Genomic DNA, 16,327 nt, shown 5'->3' with positions numbered 1-16,327 from the left:
GAAACAGGCTACCTTCACCCCCGCCGCATCACCTCGTCGACGCCCCGCAAAGCGTCATCGAGCTCCCCGAGCAGTTCCTCGAGGCGGGCCTCTTCATCCTCGCGGGTCCGCGGCTGATCGAGCTCCGGGACCTTCCCAGCCTCCCGCCCCTGCCCTGCCGCCTGTGGCCGCGCCCGAACCGACCCATGTCGCAGGCGGGCGGCCAAGGTCGGTGTTGCCCAGAACCGGGCCGATCGGCGGGCGGTGAAATCCACCAGGCTCCCCTGCCCTTCCAGCGTGCCGATCAGCGACAGCGCGGTCGCCCGCGTCACGCCCAGGTCCTCCATCACCTGGCCTGAAGTCAGGATCGGCTGGCGCTTCACGAAGCCCACGAAATCCGCCATGCGCGAGCGGCCCCGCGCCGCGGCCGCCGCCGCATCGAGCTTCGCGAGCTCGTGGCGCAGCGTGCCCAGATGACCGAGCTCGCGCGCAACCTGCGCCTCGAGCGCATCGACCAGCGTGCTGATCCCGCTGATCGGCGACCAGACCTGGTAGCGCCCGTGGGTAAGCGCCGCCGAGGGTGCTGCTATCCAGTGCGCCTCTGCCGGCGCCAGCAGGTCCGGCCCGTCCCAACGTCCGGCCGCGCCGGCATCCCCGCGCGAGCGGGCGCGGGCCTCGCTTTCAAGCGCCATGAACAGAAGCCGTTCCGCCGCCGGTGCGCTCCGGCGCGACCGCAGCGCATATTCCGCCGCCCCGCGCAGCGCTGCGATGATCGGGGTGGTGTCCGCCTCGAGCGCCCGGGCGACGAGGCCCGCGTATTCCGCGCCCTCGAGCCGGTCCTCGAACGGGGTGCGATGCCCGACGGGGGACGCCGCCGCCTCGATCCGGCGCAGGCCGGCGTCGGGATCGGCGGCAAGAAGCGGCGGGCGCGCCATGACGGCGATCAGCCGCCTGCCCTGCTCGGCGCCGCGCGCGTCGATGTCCTGGGTGCGGTTCGACGTGAGCCGCATCATGATCGCGGCCGCCGACAGGCGAATGTCCTCGAGGCCAACCGAGGCCGCCGCCTCGACGAAAGCCTGGCCCGTGCGCCAGTGCCGCGCCAGCGCGGGATCGGCGAGCAGTATGCCCTCGATCCGCGCCGCGGCGATCTCCGCCCGCAGGATGCGCGGGACCCCAGGGTTCGAGGCTCGCCCCGACATCAGGTGTCTTCCTGCCATATCGCTCTTTCCAGGACCAGTTTGCTGATAGGTTTACATACTGAATTTAGGCTGATTTCCAGTATCAAGTATAGTCTATCACGACTCATCTGAATGTGCCTCTGTGGATTGTTGCACCCAGATTGGCCCATTCTGCCAGATCAGCCCAGGAAAACGCCGAAATGAATGGATCCAGGCCGAGGATCTTGCGCCCAAGGGCTCTCAGGCCCTGCTGAGCAAGGCCGAACGGGCCATGGGACGCTGAGCGCGACGAGAGAGACGGCAGGCTCCGGACCTATGTCGATGTTTTCAATCGACCGTTTTATATTGTCTTATGTATTTGAAAATCTCTTGCGCCCGGCGCCGAAATTCGTCAGAATGCGAAAAAATAAAGCCAAGGCTTCGCTGGAATGCGTTTGCAGCAAGGCCCCAGGCAACATCGGAAATACTTCCCGCGCCCAGAGGTTTGCGAAAAATGCGAGAAGAAGATCTCAAGACACAGATCCGGAAGGCGCTGGGGGAGTTCCCCGGCACCACGGTGCAGCAACTCCTCGCCATCACCGATGGCGCGAACTATGCGAGCACTCACCGGGCGCTGGCAGAGATGCTCACGAGCGGCGAGGTGACCCGGAAGAAGCTGGGACGTACCCATGTCTATTCCATGGCCACGCAACCCGAGCCGGGTATCTCCGCCTGATGGGCGTGTTCCAAGTCATCGAGCGCTTCATCGTCGGCGGTGAGCCGATCCAGCAACCGCTCCGCCCCACCCCGGAAGCGGTCGAGAAGGCGTGGAACGATCACGTCAACGGTCCGGGTCGCTGCCCCAAGTGCAACCAGGACGGCCTGAGGCACAAGGCCGAAGGACCGGGTTCGATCATCATCGCCTGCGACTTCTGTTCCGAAGCCTTCTACACCTGAGGAGCGCCGAATGCCCGATACCTCCTCCGACCTCCAGCACGACCTGAGCGCCGGCAACGGCGCCGGTCTCATCGTGATCGCCGCAGCCACCGTCTTCGGCGCAATCCTGGGCGGGCTTGCCCGCCGCAGCTCGATTGACCGCCCTTCCTTGATCGGCTATTTTGCGAAAAACGTTGATTTTCATCATTTGGAGCAGGCGTCGATGCCAGTTGCCGAACATCCGACACGCCGCTTCAGCCACCATGTGTCCGCGGCCTTCGTGGCCTTCTCCCTCGCGGCGCTTCTCTGGATGACCGTCCAATCCCTCGAGTGGATGTCGGAGCGGACCTTCCTCACGCTCGCCAGCTGCCTCCTGTTTGTCGCCCTGGTGGCCGCCGGCGGGCTCTCCCTGCACCTCGTGCACTGGCTCGTGCTATCGCCTCGCCGGCGACGCGAGGCGCGCTGATGGCATTTCGCGTGGCCTTCTTCGCTTCATGCGTCTCGGTGTACGCTCTTCTCGGCATGGGGCGGGTGCAGGCTGCCGGTACCGTCGCTCTCGGCATCGCGCTCTACGGCCTTGCGATCCTTCGCAAGCAATCTTCTCGCCGCCGGCATCAATGATGCGAGCCGACTGGACACCAGTTCCGGGCGCTGAAAGTATCCGACCAGGATGGCGCTGATCGGATACGCCCGGGTCTCGACCGGGGAGCAATCACTCGAGCCGCAGATCGCGGAACTCCGCGATGCCGGCTGCACGAAGATCCACGAGGAGTTCGCCTCGGGCGGCGATCGATCGCGCCCGGTTCTTGGCCGGCTCCTGAACAGGATCCAGCCTGGAGACACGCTGGTCATCGTTCGCCTGGACCGCCTCGCGCGCTCACTGGCGCACCTCTTGACGGTCATCGAGGCCCTGGACGCCCGCGGGGCGCACTTCCGCTCCCTCGGAGACCCCGTAGACACGGCATCGCCCCAAGGACGTTTCACCCTGCAGATCCTGGGCTCGGTCGCGGAGCTCGAGCGCGCGCTCATTCGGGAACGCACCCAGGCCGGCCTGCGCTCTGCGGCTGCACAAGGCCGTGTAGGCGGCAATCCCGGCTTGAGGGCCCGTGACCCCGCGGCGATCCGCAAGAACGCCCTGGCGCGCGATAGCGCCTTCCTGGACGGCCTGATGGCCCACTCCGAACAATGGCTGCCCATCGTGCGCCGACACCGCCCACAGCGCGACTGGCAGACCGTCACGGACATGGTGAACGCCGCCCTGCCCCGCGATGCCCGCGACTGGACCCCAGAGCGCCTGAAACGCGCCGTGAAGCGCTTCGTGAGCGAAGGCATGCTGGACGCCAGGGTCCTCGAGCGCGCGCCCGTGAAGCCCGCCTCCGACCGACTCATGGCCATCGTGGCCGCAATCGCCGGTACGGAGCCGCGCCCTACCCTTCAGCAGATCGCCGATCGCCTGCACGAGATGCGGGAGCGCACACCGCGCGGCAAGACCCGCTGGAGCCCTTCCTCGGTCAAGATGCTCGTCGACAGGGCCCGCGACCACGGGCTGCTTGGCGACTGATCCTCGACGCTGCCGGCGGCGGACTATCCACAGGAACGGAGCCCCCTGCCCCGCTCGCGAATTGCCTGCATGGCCGCCGTTCAGATACCATGCGAAAAACGTTAGTTGTGATCGTCTGTCGCACCCACGGAGAACGCCATGAAGCTTGTAGACCGCCAGGACCTCTTTGCCCCGCAATGGGCTCCGGACGGCATGAGCGCCAAGCTGCCGGCCTTCCTTGACCTCGGCGTCTACCGGATTCACCGCGCCCTCCCCGGCTACTACCGGGTGCGTCGCGGACAGGAGCGCTCCCGCAAGATGTACTCGATCGATGAGTGCAGGCGGTTCGTCGAGTGCGACGCGCGCAGCGAAGTGTTGAAGCTCTCGCAGCGCGCCGATGCGGAGCTCTGGCTTCCGATGTGGGCTGCAAACCGCGACGGCTGGGCCATCCTGGCGAAAGTTAGAGACGACGTGGGCTCCATGATGAAGGACGACCGGTACGCGGCCTGGGCCGGGCAGCAGATCGTTATCGTGCATGCGCAAGGAGAGATCCCGGAAACGGACGCCTGGGACATGGCAGCTCCTGTTGGAGCATCGCGCATCCCCGGCTCCTGGTTTGCCGGCTGGCGTCCTCTCGCGGTTCCCCTACCCCCGCGCAGGATCGAGGCAACGGAAGCGAAGAACCCGGCGAAGACCAGGCCGGTCCCCAAGCCCGCGACCGCCCCCGGCGCCATCGCCGCCTGAGTCAGAGCGGTATGTGAAAAATGGATTTTCAGCCTGTTTTTCATACCTCCGGATGTAGCTGCACTCCGAACCTGTTTTTTCCTGAATGAGGTGTTGATGACCCCCCTGCCCTTCCGTCGCGCGCTAGGCCGCACAGTACTTGCGGCCGCGATTGCACTGAGCGCAGCAGCGACCCCGGGCGTGTCGATCGCGGAGACGTTCGTGGGGAGCTGGAATATCCGCAATCTCGGCTGGGGCGATCAGAAGGACCATGAGGCCGTCGCGGCCGTCGCGGGTCGATACGACCTGCTTGCAGTCCAGGAAGTGATGACCGAAGAAGGTCTCGAGCACCTGCTGGTCGAGTTGGAGCGCACGACTGGCGTGCGCTGGCAGGCCCTGAAATCACACCGTGTCGGCCGCGGCAGCTACAAGGAGATGTATGCATTCCTTTTCCGGCCGGACCGGATTGAATGGGTCGACGGGGCTGTCGTCTACATCGATGATCGGGACGTCTTTGAGCGCGAGCCCTTCTCGGCGGTGTTTCGTAGCGCTGACGGAGGAGACTTCGTTCTTGCCTCCGCGCACCTGATCTACGGTGACAGTGTCGATCGCCGGCGGCGGGAAGCCGCTGCCCTTGCGGGCTATCGCGACTGGCTCGAGGAGGCCTTTCCGGGCCTTCCGGTCTTCATCGCGGGAGACTTCAATCTGCAGCCGTCAGATACGGCGTGGAGTGAGCCTGGGCGCAAATCTTTTCCGCTGATCAGGGATGGAGCGACGACGCTTGGCAAGCGCAACGGAAGTTATGCGAACCTCTACGACAACATCTGGGCGCCGAGCGGAATGGATCTGCCGATCGCGGGGTTCGGGATTGACGAGTTTCCCGCAGAACTCCTGCGCATCACTCACGAGCAAGCGCGTGCGGAAGTTTCCGATCATGCGCCCGTCTTCATGGTGCTCGACGAATCTGTCGCGACGGTGAGGTTCGAGCCATGGCTTGGCTCCGGCCCGAGGGACCAGGCGGATGTTTCGATCGAGCCCTCTTTGCCGGCGGTGATCGGAAATTCGAACTCGGGCATCTACCATGTCGAAGGTTGCCCGGGCTACAGCAGAACATCCCAAAGGAACCGCGCTCTTTTCGACTCGGAAGCGGAGGCGCTCACCGCCGGCTATCGACGCGCACGCAATTGCTGAGGCCGTCGCGCCTGGTTGGTCCATGGACCAACTTTCTGAAATCGTGCGATGCCGGAGATTCGAGTAGGGCGATGCATTGGCCGTTGGCGCCGTTGACCAGGCAGACATACCCTGGACGCGGGGCGATCGTCCAGGCAGGGCGTCTGATGTCGGGCCATGGCGCGACGCTGGTTCCTTCTGGACTGTGTCGCATCCTTCGTATCGCGGTTGATCATGCGCCGGCCGGTGCGGGGCATCGGGTGCCACGGTTGGTCCATGGACCAACTCGGGGTCCCGGTTCGGGCTTCAGGTCGGCGCAGGCCACAAGGCGGCCTGGTCTGGAGCGGTGATCCAGGCAACACGAATGCCTCCCAGTCAATGAATGGCGCACATGTCCATCGGCGCATTGGATCGAGCCCGGTTGGTCCATGGACCAACTTCACCAGAATGCTCACGGCGCCGCGGCTTCGAGCAGCTTCACGGGGTTGAAGTCAGCGGCCTTCTTCCCGACGGTTACGGAGTTGAAGTAGGCCGGGAGGTTCCTGATCTTCTCCAGGCGTTCGGCGACCAGCAGCACGGTGAGGGCAGTCTGTTCTCGTCCTCTTCGCTTCACGGCTCCGGCGATCAGGTCTTGCCCGATCCCGCACCAGCCTGCCAGCGTCCATGCGTGACTCTCCAGAGCCGCCCAGCTTGATGGAGGTGCGGAGGCATACGCCATCGCATTCGGACAGGCTCTCTGGATCTTTCTCAGCAATCCCGATGCATCGTGTGATTCAGAACCGTCTTCGCGCGTTTCTTCAGAATCAGGTATTTCGTGTTCTGAGTTGATCTTGTGGCGGACAGATTGACTGTCATTGGCGGACAGAACCGGTGATGTGAAAGAGGAGGGCAGGGGGGAAATCTCGGGCTCATCCGATACCTGCTGATGCTCGGCGAGCCTGGCGGTGAGCTCATTGCAGAGTTGCTCGAGCTGGGTGGATGAAAGCTTCCTGCGAAGGGCAGGGCGGTAGGCTTCAGCTTCCTCGAGTTGGCCCGCGGCACAACCGAGGTCGTAGATGAGGCGAGACAGCCGCTTTCGGTAGAAGGTGATCCGCTGCCTTTCACGTGCCAGGCTGGCTGCAGCCTCAGCAATTTCGCCTGCGCGCTTCACGAGCGGAGACAGGTCGATTCCGAATGCTTCGGCAGGCCCTTCCGGGCAGTCGATCCTGAAACGCTTCCCGTTGGCGCTATCGTTCCGCTGCACCAGTCCCGCGGCTACGAGGCTGCCGACGTGCCGGCGGATGGTCCGCTCGGAGAGACCTTCGGCGCGGCTGGAAATCGTGCGGTTGGACGCATAGACCACCTGACCCTCTCCCTCGCGCAGGAAGCTTACCAGGGCGCGGAGAGTTGCAAGGGCCTGGGAGCTGACCCCGAAGTGTACTCGGGCCTCAACGAGGCTCCTGAAGACCTTCCAGAACTCTTCAGGGGTTCGAGCAGGCACACCTGCCCTGACCCCTGCGCGAGAGGCGCGGGGTGAAGCGAATTGTTCCATCCTGTTCATTCACGATGAGGACCGTTGGCCACAAGAAGCTACCCCCATTGCCGCGGGAGACCCGCATTGAGGCAACAGGATACCGGGCAACCGAATCGGCTGCTTGACGGCTTACTGGGAAAACTGCTAGACGGAGTTTGCGAGACTATTTTGTCTAGGAGCTCTCCGGGGGATACTTCGGGGGGCTCTTTCTTTTTTCGGCCTTCTTGTCGTGCTCCTTTCTGCTGCTCGGTTTTTCACAAAGTTGGCGGCGATCCCGGGCTCACTGAGCCTTGGTCGCGCGCTTCCAGCGCTGCTGGAGGTCTGAGACGACGTCGTCGACGTTTTCCTCCAACCAGCGACTGAATTCGGGATCTTCCTTGGTATCGAACCTCAGGCTTACAGCCGAGCGACTCGATTTGAAGTGGAGGCGGGGGCCCTGCTCGGGATCGCCAACGACCCGCTCAGTTGGTCCATGGACCAACTGTTGCGCTGCAACATTTTGCTGCGATGCAGCAATAGAGGCGCGCTTCATGGCATCCATGACAGCACGGAACCGATCCGAGCTCGCGGAGGCCTCGGATTTCTCGAGGGCTTCAGCGGCAATCGCGATGACGTCAGCCTTTCCGGCGGTGATGAGCTCCGCGAGCTGTGTCCAGGGACGACGTCCAATGTCATGGGCGGGGCCGATCATCTCGATCAACTCCGGAGGCACCGTTTCAGCCAGTTTCACCAGCTTCGAAACAGCGAACTTGTCGACATTCAACGCCTCTCGGATCACGTCATTCGAGAACTGCTTGCGCCGCAGCTCCTGCGCGAAGAGCGCCTTCTCGATATGCGATGGGTCCAGGCGCTGGTTGTTCTCCTGGCCCTGGGCAATGACCGCGTCTTCGTCCGGCAGGTTTCGGACGATGGCCTTGACCGTCATGTCTCCGCCCAGACGGCGAATGGCAGCGAGACGCCGCCGGCCATAGATGATCTCGAAACGGTCCACCTCCCCGGGCATGGGGCGCACGAGCACGGGGACATGCTGCCCATGCTCGCGGATGGACTCCGAGAGCCGCGCGATGCCGTCGTCCTCGGCACTGAGCCGGTCCAGCATTCCGCCTGAAATGATGGAGTCAGGATCGAGGTCGCGAACGGTGTGCGACTGAAGGTCCATCAGGCCCTTGCTCAACCGGGAGGCGGAGAGGATCCTGTTGCTTGTAGCGCCACTATCCTGGCTTGGTCTTGCTCTGCCGCCAACGCGCGGGGCAGGGGATGTCGCCTCGGCAGCATCCCCTGCATCCAGGACTTCGTCCTCGTCGACGACGCCCTTGGCGCCGGCTTCAATCATGCCGAAGAGTTTGCGTGCCATTCTCTCCCCCATGCATCCTGGATAACGCCTTCGATCTCGTCGGCGACTGCATTCATGCTTCCGAGTGCTCGGTCGAGCGTAGACTTCACGAGCTGCTTGGGATCCACCTCGTAGATGGTCTGGTGCGTCATCCCGGCGTCACTGATCGCTGTCGATTTCAGCATCGGATTGATCAGGACCTGTTTTCCAAGAATGTGACGCAGGTAGCTCGCCATCTGCATCTGTGGCCCGTCCGACGGTTCGAACCGGGTGACCAGGAACTTGACGAAATCCCACTCCTGATCGCGGCCCGTCGACTTGCTGATCGCGTTCATGGTCTCGGCCGCAAGCTTCAGGAACTGGCTCATGCTGGCGATGTCGAGCATGCCGGGCACCACGGTGACCAGGAGGCCCGTGGACGCAGCAAGCGCTGTTAGCGTGGTGAAGCCGAGCTGGGGCGGGCAGTCGACGAGAACCAGGTCATAGTCGTCACGGACAGTCTCGAGCGCTTCGCTCAGGCGAACGGCAAAAATCGAGTGGCGCGCGCGCCCGGCGGCATTCTGGCTCAGCGCGTTTGCTGTCTCTGTCTCGTACTCGGAAAGCATCAGGCTCGCCGGGCACATGTCGAGGTTCGTGAAGTAGGTCTTCCGGATCACCTCGCGCAAGGCCGCGCGCCGGGATCCGGTCTCCTTGTCTTCGTACGCAATGGCGTCGTAGATCGTGAGCGCATCCTCGCTCTCGAAGTCCAGCTCGGGGCGGAATCCAAAGAACGTGCTGAGGGAGCCCTGCGGATCCAGGTCGATCGCGAGCACCCGGTAGCCGCGCAAGGCAAAGCGCTGAGCCAGGTGTGCCGTCGTCGTCGTCTTGGATGAGCCTCCCTTGAAGTTCACGACACTGATGACCTGCATCTCGTCGTCCTCCCGGCGACCCGGGCGATACATGTCGCCGTCGCGGCCGGTCCGGTACATGATGTCCCGAATGGCATTGATGTCCTCGGCCGAATAGGTCCGGAAGCCGCGGGCGTCCGTTTCGACATCCGGAAAGGAGGCATCCTTGTGCCGCGCGCGAAGATTGCCCGGGGTCAGCCCGGTGAGTTCACAGACCTCGCCAGGGCTGAAGCGGCGCAAGGTCTTGCGTTCGCTTGGCCTGTAAGCCTTGCGCATCTCCTCGTCGAGGGATTGGGCGAGAGCATCGGCGTAGCGGTGGATCGTATCTACGCTGACTTGACTCCTGCTCGTAGGGAGGTGCCTGTTCATTTGTGCCTCGTGTGCGGCCATTATTGGCTCTTAGCGCTAGGCGATGCAAAACTCACTCGCCACCGCTAGTAACGTGATTGCCACGAGGTTTGCGCCAGAGCAACGATTTTCTTCCAGAAACAGGGATTCACAGAAGAAGCTGTTCAGGCGCGATACAAGCGCACCTCCTCAAGTTGCGGAAACTTCAAGACAATCATGGAGAGCCGGGGTGGTTCGAAAACTGCTGACCTGGAAAAGTTCAGGGGGCACTTTCGGAAAGTACGAGAAGAGCATGGATTCGTTCGGGTTTGCCGGCTCGGCTGGGTGTGGCGCTCTACACGGTATCCGTCCCACTGCTCCGTATTCCCCGGACGATTTCATGAATTGGCGACTCGGTGCGCTACTCGCCGGGGCGATGGACCAGGCCGCATACGGCTTTGCCAAACCGGCATCTGTCTGTACTCTGAGCCATGCCGATTTTTCCCCGGCCCGACCATTTGCATGCGATTCACGATGCAGCCTGCAAGGCTGGGGGCTGGGAGGGCGCGTTGAAGGTTTTGACCGAGGCTACTGGCGTCAAAGCTGCCCTGCTTCATGCAACCAAGCGGGAGACAATGGAAGATGAATGACAAGAAGACCGGCCCCCGGAAAAAAATCCTGGAAGGCCTGGAGAACTCGACGGCTGAGCAATGGAAAGAAGCGTGGAGCAAAGCCCAGGCGAAAGAAGAGAGGCGCGATGCCTGGCTGAAGGAGCGGATCGAGAGCGGAAAGAAGCCCGCCAGGTAGCGGCTAGTTCTGCCCGTCCGGGCCAGCGCCTTCTTGCCGGTCCAGCTCCAGCTGCTCCGCCAGGATCTCTCGCACGAGCGTCGGGACCTCGATGCTCGCCGGCCCGTGCCGAAGCTCGCGGTGATCGTTCGTGATCCGGGTGCGGCGGATGTTCACCTCGATCCGGCGCGCCTTGCGCTTGCGGGCCCGGCGCACGAAGCGCGCGGCCGGGAAGACCTCGCCGGAGGTCCCGATCGAGATGTAGATCGTCACCTGGCTCAGCGCTTCCGCGATTTCCTCGAGATGCTTTGGCTGTTCTCCGAAGAAGGTGATGTCCGGCCGTGCCTGGCCGCCACAGGCGGGGCAGGGGGGCTGGCCTTCGAGGCGTTCGCCTGGCAACCCGGCGCCGCAACCGGCGCAGACGGGTGCGCCGAGACGTCCATGCATGTGAAGCACGCGCCGTGATCCCGCGCGTTCATGCAGATCGTCGACGTTCTGCGTCACGACCAGGACCGGGACCTGGCTTTCGCGCTCGAGGCGCGACAGGGCGAGGTGTGCGGCATTGGGTTCGGCCGCGCGCACGGCATCGAGCCGAGCGTCATAAAAGGCGCGGACCTTGCCGGGATCCCGCTCGAACCCCTCCGGTGTCGCGATGTCCTCGATGCTGTGCTGCTCCCAGAGGCCGGTGTCGGAGCGATAGGTCTTCACGCCGCTCTCCGCGGAGATGCCGGCACCGGTGAGAATGATGATCATCTTGGAGTTCCTAATATTCGCAATTGACCGGACGTGCCGGATCGAATCGCCCGCGCCAAGGATCAGGCCGCAACGACCACCTCCGGCCCGGGATAGGGCAGGGAGGGAAGTTTGCGCGCGGCGAGCTTCGCGGCGCGCGTCAGGTGGAAGGTGTAGACGAGGTTTCCGGGATGCCGGCTGCGCCGCAGCTCTCCGGCCTCGACCAGCCGTGCAAGCCAGTCGGCAGGCGCCTCGCCCGCGGCGCGGGGGGAGAGGCCGGCATCGATGATCTGCCGCGCAGCATAGATCCAGCCGCGGTCCATTCGGCGGATCTTCGAGAGAGCGCGCGGCGAGAGGACGCGCCCATCAGGAAGAAGAAGGTTCGTTCTGGCCGCGGACCGGCCGCGGCAAGTCGCCGAGAGCGCCTGGTAGACCATGCCGACATGGCCGGGCATCGTGACCGTGCCGTCGCGCGACACCCGGCGCAGTGGATCGGAGTAGGCGATCACCGACTGAACCGTGCGTTTTTCGCACCTCAACAGGCGGAACGCGCGGGCAACGAACCAGCTCTCTGCGTTGCCTTCGACATCGTCGAGCAGGACGAGGCGGCCAAGGTCGACGCCCGCGGCGGCGTCTTCGAGCCCGGTGTGCTTCGGAATGGCGGCATTGTTCATCGGCACCGCGAAAGCGGCTACCCCGACGAGTTCCGCCCGGCCACCAGGGCCGTTCCGGAACAGACCGCACGATAGCCGGGTTGCGGGGAAGGATCCCGAATAGTGGTGTTCGATCACGAAGGGTTTCGCCTCGCGGGCACAGGAGATGACATCGACCGAGAAACAGGCGGGATCGAAAGTGCCGGCATCGGGGACGAATTTCGCGCGGCGCTCGCGCCAGCGCTGGGATCTCGAGAAAGCGAGCGCGGACATTGGAAACCTTCGAGAAGCAGGTGGAAGTGCGCAGGGATTCTGTTGCCAGGCTCCCTGCGGGCCCCGCCCGCCGGGGCTAACCGGCAGGAGTTGAGGGTGGTCTACCCGTACCGCTTAAGCGGCGAGGGCGACCGGAGCAGCGTTGGTGTTGGCAGCTCTCAAGTTCGAACCGATAACGGTGGTATCTCACCGAGCGAAAGCGTTCCTGTCCCTACGTCCGTCGATCCTGTTTCGGCCCCATCACCGACGGTTCGCTGCCGCAGGAAGTCCCGATCGGCGCATGGCACGCCATTCCGGATCTTCATCGGGCGCCTTCGTGCGGGAGACGTCTTGCTGTCGCCCGCGACGAACCGCCTGTGGTGGAGCCGCCGGGTACCGCCCCCGGGTCCGGTCCATCTCTTCAGGTGCGTTTATCGCCATAGCCCGGACGAACCGGACACGGGAACAGTATACATCACGAAGAAAAAGTTCAACTGTTTTTCGCAGACTCGGAGTCTCGGGGCAGCATGATCTTTGGATATAGTTTTTCCCGCCTGGGTTGAAAATTGTTTGTTGACCGTCCCGCCCGTGATGGGCCAAGAAGGACATGCGATTCGTTTTTTCGCAAAGTCACGAGTTTTCCGGGTTCAACACTAACAAGCTCATATCAACTGGCATGAGACCACGAGGGACAGAAATGCAGATTGCGAATGACGACCAAGTTCGTTCGAAACACCAGCCGCAGGAAGCCGTCGAACCCGTCTTCATGAATGGCGAGGAGATGGCCGCTACCGGGCAGTATGTCCACGCACGTGAGCTGAAAAAGAACCTGTTCTTTGCGACCAGGGGCGACGCCTCCCGCAGCTTCACGGTCCTCGTGGCGGTGGCAAAGGGCGAGGACTCGCAGTCTCCGAACTTCAATCGCAATGGTGTCGTCATTCTCGACAATGACAACATGGCCGTCCTCGTCGAAGACTACGGCCGCCAGGCAACCGGCGTCGGTGGCGCTTCCAGCCGGCAAGTCAGTGCATTCGACGCGATCTCGCGCATGAAATGGAAGCAATTCTCGGATTTCATTTATCGCAGTGACTACTACAAGGGTGTCGCCCACGATATCGACACGCGGGCGGGCGAACCGGACAATGGCAACTTCGCGCGCCAGGTCATGCTCGGGCTTCGCCGGCCTCAGGACCGGGACAATCGCGACGAGTTCACCCGCGCCCTGCATGCCGAAGGCGCGTATCATCTGCCGGCCACGAGCCGCGAGGCAATGGTCAATGATATCCTGCTGCACCCCATGTCCCGCGTCCGGGGCGGCATGGCGCTGAGCTGGGATATCCGCATGAACTACAACTGGGACAGGTCCGGGCGCATCGATGGATTCGACGAGGTCTCCCGGGAGTTCGACAAGCGCTGGCTCACGGAACTCTCCACCCGGGAAGAGCTTTTCGAGGAGGTGTGCGACCTTGCCCTCTCAAGCTACCTGGCGGAGGACTTCTCCGTCCTGGAGATGGAGGACGCCGCTTGCAACCTGAACACCACGGGACCGAACAATGGCACCTTGGTATTGCACGGCTGGCGTGGACATCCCGCAGCGTTTTCCGGAATCGGGGAACTGCGCGAGAACCTCGTCACGATGCCGGATGACGAGCTTCGGTCGCTATGGACAACAGTAAAGGTTCTCGACCAGGATCTGTCGCGGAAGCAGCGGGCAATCGAAATGGGGCTGGCCTGCAATACCGTCCGCACGCGTCTCGAGGAAATCTGGTCCCTCGATGTCGAGGAGGAAATCGTTCTTTGATCTTTTCGCCCGCGGTGCGACGGCTCAATGCGGGCCGCCGCGGGCAGCGGAAGCCTTGTCCCTCAGGGCGAGGAGGTTCACTTTCGCGACCGGGCCGATCAGAAAGCGGACCCCAACGCCGGAACCCCGGAAGAATATTCCGGGGCAGGGTTGTAGGCGGGGAGCGAGGGTTCGGAGCCGCCGCTCCTCCTTTCGGTGATGGCCCCCTTGGTCCACTCCGCCACTCCGGTCACATCCTTGCCCAGGCCGGAGAGCGTGTTGCAGCCTGCCATTAGGGCGATTGCCGTCATCGAGGCGGTGACTTTCAGCATTGCTCTTCCCTGAAGGTGACTCCCAGGCAGGAGATACGCTCCCCGCCGGGGCCCTGAAGTCCCTGTCCACAGCAATCGACCGCCAGTTTGCGCACTGCTCGCATTCCAAACGAAAAGGGGCGCCCGGTGGGGCGCCCCTGCGTTCTCCATGTACGGCCGGTCGCCTACTTCGGAGCCTGGCCGGCCATGAACACGCCGTCGATCATGAAGCCGGTTCCCGTCTCGCCGACGATGGTCCCGGCGGCGGCGTTCACCGCGTCGGATCCGATGATCGCGCCATCGATCGTCAGTTCCTCGTTGGTCCGGATCACGGTCCCGTTCTCGTCGCGAAGGATGACGCCGTCATTCGTTTCGTCGAACCGGCCGTTCGCGTAGGCGGCAGCGCCATAGGCCTCGACGCTCGAGCTTCCGTCGTCGGCGTAGACGGTCAGTCCGTAGTTCGCCTCACCGGTGCCGGTGTCGAGCACAAGGTTGAAGCTTCCGTCGCCGGAGACTTCGGAGGAGCCATTGTCGAGCCGGTACGTGGCATTGGTGCGCCCTGCATAGCGACCGCTTGCCGCGCCCGTCACGATTGCGGCGTCATCATTGAAGCGGTAGGTCGCAACGCCGTCCTTCGTGAGTTCCACGATCCCCACGACTCCTTCGGAAGTCGCGTCCGTCATGACGGTCGTCACCTTGCCATCCACCGTCACCGAGCGCGTCGTGCGGGTGATCGGGCCCGGGCCGGTCGACGAAGGGGTTGCGGTGATGGCTTCGGAGGTTCCGCCATCTTCGGCAAAGGCGATCATGTCCGCGGTCGAGCTGGACTTGGTCGGCGCGCTCACCGGCGTGGGAGACGCTCCACCACCCGAGCCGGCACCACCTCCACACGCGGCAAGAGCAAACAGGCAGGCGGCGGCGGCGGTGCTGGTGAGGAATTTCGTCATTGCCTTCTCCATTCCTTTGTATGCGCCCGTAAGGGCCTTGTAACGCGACACGAGGAGGCCCCGCGCCGTCTCACCTCGAGAAAGTTGCCGCCCGGCGTTCCGCCTCGAACCGTTTCGTGGGTCTCCCGACCCATGTCTGCATTCGAGGCTTCGAGAGGTCGGAGCTGGTGAAGCACCCCGACGTCGGTCTTTGACCTGGCGACAACGTAGCGGCTTCAACCCGAAGGCATCTGCCGCTGACTCTGGTCAGCCTGGAAACTTCCTCCCTTCTTCAAAGCAAGCTCCTTCCAATCCGCAGGATTGGTGGGAGAAGCTGACGAGTATCTCCTGAAGTCTATGCGCCGAGGTATCGGTGCTGTGAAAAAGATAGGCAAAATCTTTTCGGCGTGCAACACCGAAAGATAAAAAATATCATTTTTCGCAAATCGGCGATCCGGGCCTACGGACCATCATCCGGCCCACCATCATCCGCGTCGCCGCCGTCGAGCGCCTCATCCTCGGCCAGCAGATCTTCCGCCGAGAGACCGGATACGATTGAGCGGGCGGCCAGGACGCCGTCCGGGTCATCGGACTCCGCAAAGGAAAGCTCGCCATCTCCTTCCGTGGCGAACGATGCCGAATAGTCGGTGTCCTGGTCATACGAGGCGCCCGCGAACACGGTGCGGGGCAGGGCCTCGGCCAGTACTTCCAGCCACTGCGCCGGTGCGCCGTTGACCGTATCGAAGCGCATGGACAGCGCATCGCCTTCCAGCCAGAGCGTGGCCTCGGGCGAGTGCGCCCGAACGCCCCAGCGCTGCGTGCGCCATGTGATCGGCTCGAACGCGCCGGTTTTCTCGAAAAACCGCGCCGATCTTGCGGCGGCCATGAATGCATCGGGCAATGCGGAGACACCGTACGCCAGGAGCTCAGCCTCCGAAAGGCCGGCGAGCCCCGCGGCTGCAAGAACCGAATGGCGTGTGCGCTGCATGTGGGGAGGCATCGCGGCAACGCCAGCGTCCATGGCTTCGTCCCACAACGCGATGTAGTCCCGGTCCCTGGAGACAATCGCCAGACCGACATCGAAGTCCTTGTCGATCTTCATGCCGCGTATGTCTTCCGGCTCGGGGCTGGCAATGCGAAAATCGAGAGAGGTCGGCACTCGCCCGCCAGCGAAAATCCCGGCCACGAGCTGCGCTGGGTCTTGCGGCGATATGCGCGCGCAGATCTCCCGCAGCTCATCTTCCAGGCAGGGCTTTCCGGAAAGGTCGAAGTTGATCCTGTTCGTGACCAGGTTTCCCATTCAGCATTTCCTCTTGTTTTCG

Annotated in this window: 18 protein-coding genes and 1 other RNA gene; 9 read left to right on the top strand and 10 right to left on the bottom strand. The window is 63.4% G+C overall.

Going from position 1 to position 16,327, the window contains the following annotated elements; translation table 11 throughout:
- Positions 1 to 14 precede the first annotated feature (14 nt).
- Positions 15 to 1,178 (bottom strand): hypothetical protein, encoded by a 1,164-nt coding sequence (locus tag GE300_RS14945; protein ID WP_154447483.1) that lies wholly within the window; start codon positions 1,176 to 1,178, stop codon positions 15 to 17.
- A 472-nt stretch (positions 1,179 to 1,650) separates the two neighbouring features.
- On the opposite strand from GE300_RS14945, the gene GE300_RS14940 reads away from it, so the two are divergent.
- The 7 genes from GE300_RS14940 to GE300_RS14910 all read left to right on the top strand — a co-directional run bounded on the left by GE300_RS14940 (position 1,651) and on the right by GE300_RS14910 (position 5,526).
- Positions 1,651 to 1,872 carry a hypothetical protein gene (locus GE300_RS14940; protein ID WP_154447481.1) on the top strand — a complete coding sequence of 74 codons (222 nt, stop codon included), beginning with the start codon at positions 1,651 to 1,653 and terminating at the stop codon, positions 1,870 to 1,872.
- Positions 1,872 to 2,093, top strand: a complete 222-nt coding sequence (locus tag GE300_RS14935; RefSeq protein ID WP_154447479.1) for a hypothetical protein — start codon at positions 1,872 to 1,874, stop codon at positions 2,091 to 2,093. Before GE300_RS14940 ends, GE300_RS14935 begins: the two co-directional genes overlap by 1 nt.
- 10 nt (positions 2,094 to 2,103) lie before the next feature.
- Complete coding sequence (locus GE300_RS14930; protein ID WP_154447477.1) at positions 2,104 to 2,538, top strand: hypothetical protein; 435 nt, start codon at positions 2,104 to 2,106, stop codon at positions 2,536 to 2,538.
- Positions 2,538 to 2,693 (top strand): hypothetical protein, encoded by a 156-nt coding sequence (locus GE300_RS14925; RefSeq protein WP_154447475.1) that lies wholly within the window; start codon positions 2,538 to 2,540, stop codon positions 2,691 to 2,693. The genes GE300_RS14930 and GE300_RS14925 overlap by 1 nt, the downstream gene beginning before the upstream one ends.
- A gap of 49 nt (positions 2,694 to 2,742) precedes the next feature.
- The gene (locus tag GE300_RS14920; protein WP_154447473.1) at positions 2,743 to 3,633 is read left to right on the top strand and encodes a recombinase family protein; all 891 of its coding nucleotides are present in this window, start codon (positions 2,743 to 2,745) and stop codon (positions 3,631 to 3,633) included.
- A 138-nt stretch (positions 3,634 to 3,771) separates the two neighbouring features.
- Positions 3,772 to 4,356 (top strand): hypothetical protein, encoded by a 585-nt coding sequence (locus tag GE300_RS14915; RefSeq protein WP_154447471.1) that lies wholly within the window; start codon positions 3,772 to 3,774, stop codon positions 4,354 to 4,356.
- Positions 4,357 to 4,452: 96 nt separating this feature from the next.
- The gene (locus GE300_RS14910) at positions 4,453 to 5,526 is read left to right on the top strand and encodes an endonuclease/exonuclease/phosphatase family protein (protein WP_154447469.1); all 1,074 of its coding nucleotides are present in this window, start codon (positions 4,453 to 4,455) and stop codon (positions 5,524 to 5,526) included.
- Positions 5,527 to 5,956: 430 nt separating this feature from the next.
- On the opposite strand, the gene repC is transcribed toward GE300_RS14910, so the two are convergent.
- From repC to repA, 3 genes are all read right to left on the bottom strand, one after another.
- Positions 5,957 to 7,036: a plasmid replication protein RepC gene (gene repC / locus GE300_RS14905; protein WP_233417070.1), complete on the bottom strand. Its 1,080-nt coding sequence runs from the start codon at positions 7,034 to 7,036 to the stop codon at positions 5,957 to 5,959.
- 262 nt (positions 7,037 to 7,298) lie between these two features.
- A complete protein-coding gene (repB, locus tag GE300_RS14900; protein WP_233417054.1) occupies positions 7,299 to 8,372 on the bottom strand; it encodes a plasmid partitioning protein RepB in 1,074 nt (357 codons plus the stop codon).
- Complete coding sequence (gene repA, locus GE300_RS14895; protein ID WP_154447576.1) at positions 8,348 to 9,607, bottom strand: plasmid partitioning protein RepA; 1,260 nt, start codon at positions 9,605 to 9,607, stop codon at positions 8,348 to 8,350. Before repA ends, repB begins: the two co-directional genes overlap by 25 nt.
- Positions 9,608 to 10,207: 600 nt before the next feature.
- On the opposite strand from repA, the gene GE300_RS14890 reads away from it, so the two are divergent.
- On the top strand, positions 10,208 to 10,372 hold the full coding sequence (locus tag GE300_RS14890; RefSeq protein ID WP_154447463.1) for a hypothetical protein: 165 nt from the start codon (positions 10,208 to 10,210) through the stop codon (positions 10,370 to 10,372).
- Positions 10,373 to 10,375: 3 nt separating this feature from the next.
- On the opposite strand, the gene GE300_RS14885 is transcribed toward GE300_RS14890, so the two are convergent.
- The 3 genes from GE300_RS14885 to ssrA all read right to left on the bottom strand — a co-directional run bounded on the left by GE300_RS14885 (position 10,376) and on the right by ssrA (position 12,486).
- Positions 10,376 to 11,104, bottom strand: a complete 729-nt coding sequence (locus GE300_RS14885; RefSeq protein WP_154447461.1) for an NAD-dependent deacylase — start codon at positions 11,102 to 11,104, stop codon at positions 10,376 to 10,378.
- A 62-nt stretch (positions 11,105 to 11,166) separates the two neighbouring features.
- Positions 11,167 to 12,009 (bottom strand): Mom family adenine methylcarbamoylation protein, encoded by an 843-nt coding sequence (locus GE300_RS14880; protein ID WP_233417053.1) that lies wholly within the window; start codon positions 12,007 to 12,009, stop codon positions 11,167 to 11,169.
- A 27-nt stretch (positions 12,010 to 12,036) separates the two neighbouring features.
- Positions 12,037 to 12,486, bottom strand: a transfer-messenger RNA (tmRNA) gene (ssrA, locus tag GE300_RS14875).
- A 199-nt stretch (positions 12,487 to 12,685) separates the two neighbouring features.
- Between ssrA and GE300_RS14870 the strand changes: the two genes are divergently transcribed.
- Positions 12,686 to 13,789 (top strand): hypothetical protein, encoded by a 1,104-nt coding sequence (locus tag GE300_RS14870; protein WP_154447459.1) that lies wholly within the window; start codon positions 12,686 to 12,688, stop codon positions 13,787 to 13,789.
- A gap of 98 nt (positions 13,790 to 13,887) precedes the next feature.
- Here the strand turns inward: GE300_RS14870 and GE300_RS14865 are convergent, their stop codons facing one another.
- From GE300_RS14865 to GE300_RS14855, 3 genes are all read right to left on the bottom strand, one after another.
- Positions 13,888 to 14,100, bottom strand: a complete 213-nt coding sequence (locus GE300_RS14865) for a hypothetical protein (protein ID WP_154447457.1) — start codon at positions 14,098 to 14,100, stop codon at positions 13,888 to 13,890.
- A 164-nt stretch (positions 14,101 to 14,264) separates the two neighbouring features.
- Positions 14,265 to 15,026 carry a hypothetical protein gene (locus tag GE300_RS14860; protein WP_154447455.1) on the bottom strand — a complete coding sequence of 254 codons (762 nt, stop codon included), beginning with the start codon at positions 15,024 to 15,026 and terminating at the stop codon, positions 14,265 to 14,267.
- Between the two features lie 439 nt (positions 15,027 to 15,465).
- Complete coding sequence (locus tag GE300_RS14855; protein WP_154447453.1) at positions 15,466 to 16,305, bottom strand: hypothetical protein; 840 nt, start codon at positions 16,303 to 16,305, stop codon at positions 15,466 to 15,468.
- Between the last annotated feature and the right edge of the window lie 22 nt (positions 16,306 to 16,327).

The organism is Halovulum marinum, assembly GCF_009697225.1.
Lineage (GTDB): Bacteria > Pseudomonadota > Alphaproteobacteria > Rhodobacterales > Rhodobacteraceae > Halovulum > Halovulum marinum.
This window is presented reverse-complemented; position numbering and strand designations above follow the sequence as displayed.

What these genes read in the sequence shown, in the direction of transcription:
- GE300_RS14870 (WP_154447459.1), top strand. Translation starts at nt 12,686, where the DNA reads ATGCAGATTGCGAATGACGACCAAGTTCGTTCGAAACACCAGCCGCAG.
- repA (WP_154447576.1), bottom strand. Translation starts at nt 9,607, where the DNA reads ATGAACAGGCACCTCCCTACGAGCAGGAGTCAAGTCAGCGTAGATACG.
- GE300_RS14945 (WP_154447483.1), bottom strand. Translation starts at nt 1,178, where the DNA reads ATGTCGGGGCGAGCCTCGAACCCTGGGGTCCCGCGCATCCTGCGGGCG.
- GE300_RS14885 (WP_154447461.1), bottom strand. Translation starts at nt 11,104, where the DNA reads ATGATCATCATTCTCACCGGTGCCGGCATCTCCGCGGAGAGCGGCGTG.
- GE300_RS14915 (WP_154447471.1), top strand. Translation starts at nt 3,772, where the DNA reads ATGAAGCTTGTAGACCGCCAGGACCTCTTTGCCCCGCAATGGGCTCCG.
- GE300_RS14940 (WP_154447481.1), top strand. Translation starts at nt 1,651, where the DNA reads ATGCGAGAAGAAGATCTCAAGACACAGATCCGGAAGGCGCTGGGGGAG.
- GE300_RS14930 (WP_154447477.1), top strand. Translation starts at nt 2,104, where the DNA reads ATGCCCGATACCTCCTCCGACCTCCAGCACGACCTGAGCGCCGGCAAC.
- GE300_RS14890 (WP_154447463.1), top strand. Translation starts at nt 10,208, where the DNA reads ATGAATGACAAGAAGACCGGCCCCCGGAAAAAAATCCTGGAAGGCCTG.
- GE300_RS14935 (WP_154447479.1), top strand. Translation starts at nt 1,872, where the DNA reads ATGGGCGTGTTCCAAGTCATCGAGCGCTTCATCGTCGGCGGTGAGCCG.
- GE300_RS14925 (WP_154447475.1), top strand. Translation starts at nt 2,538, where the DNA reads ATGGCATTTCGCGTGGCCTTCTTCGCTTCATGCGTCTCGGTGTACGCT.
- repC (WP_233417070.1), bottom strand. Translation starts at nt 7,036, where the DNA reads ATGGAACAATTCGCTTCACCCCGCGCCTCTCGCGCAGGGGTCAGGGCA.
- GE300_RS14910 (WP_154447469.1), top strand. Translation starts at nt 4,453, where the DNA reads ATGACCCCCCTGCCCTTCCGTCGCGCGCTAGGCCGCACAGTACTTGCG.
- repB (WP_233417054.1), bottom strand. Translation starts at nt 8,372, where the DNA reads ATGGCACGCAAACTCTTCGGCATGATTGAAGCCGGCGCCAAGGGCGTC.
- GE300_RS14865 (WP_154447457.1), bottom strand. Translation starts at nt 14,100, where the DNA reads ATGCTGAAAGTCACCGCCTCGATGACGGCAATCGCCCTAATGGCAGGC.
- GE300_RS14920 (WP_154447473.1), top strand. Translation starts at nt 2,743, where the DNA reads ATGGCGCTGATCGGATACGCCCGGGTCTCGACCGGGGAGCAATCACTC.
- GE300_RS14855 (WP_154447453.1), bottom strand. Translation starts at nt 16,305, where the DNA reads ATGGGAAACCTGGTCACGAACAGGATCAACTTCGACCTTTCCGGAAAG.
- GE300_RS14880 (WP_233417053.1), bottom strand. Translation starts at nt 12,009, where the DNA reads ATGTCCGCGCTCGCTTTCTCGAGATCCCAGCGCTGGCGCGAGCGCCGC.
- GE300_RS14860 (WP_154447455.1), bottom strand. Translation starts at nt 15,026, where the DNA reads ATGACGAAATTCCTCACCAGCACCGCCGCCGCCGCCTGCCTGTTTGCT.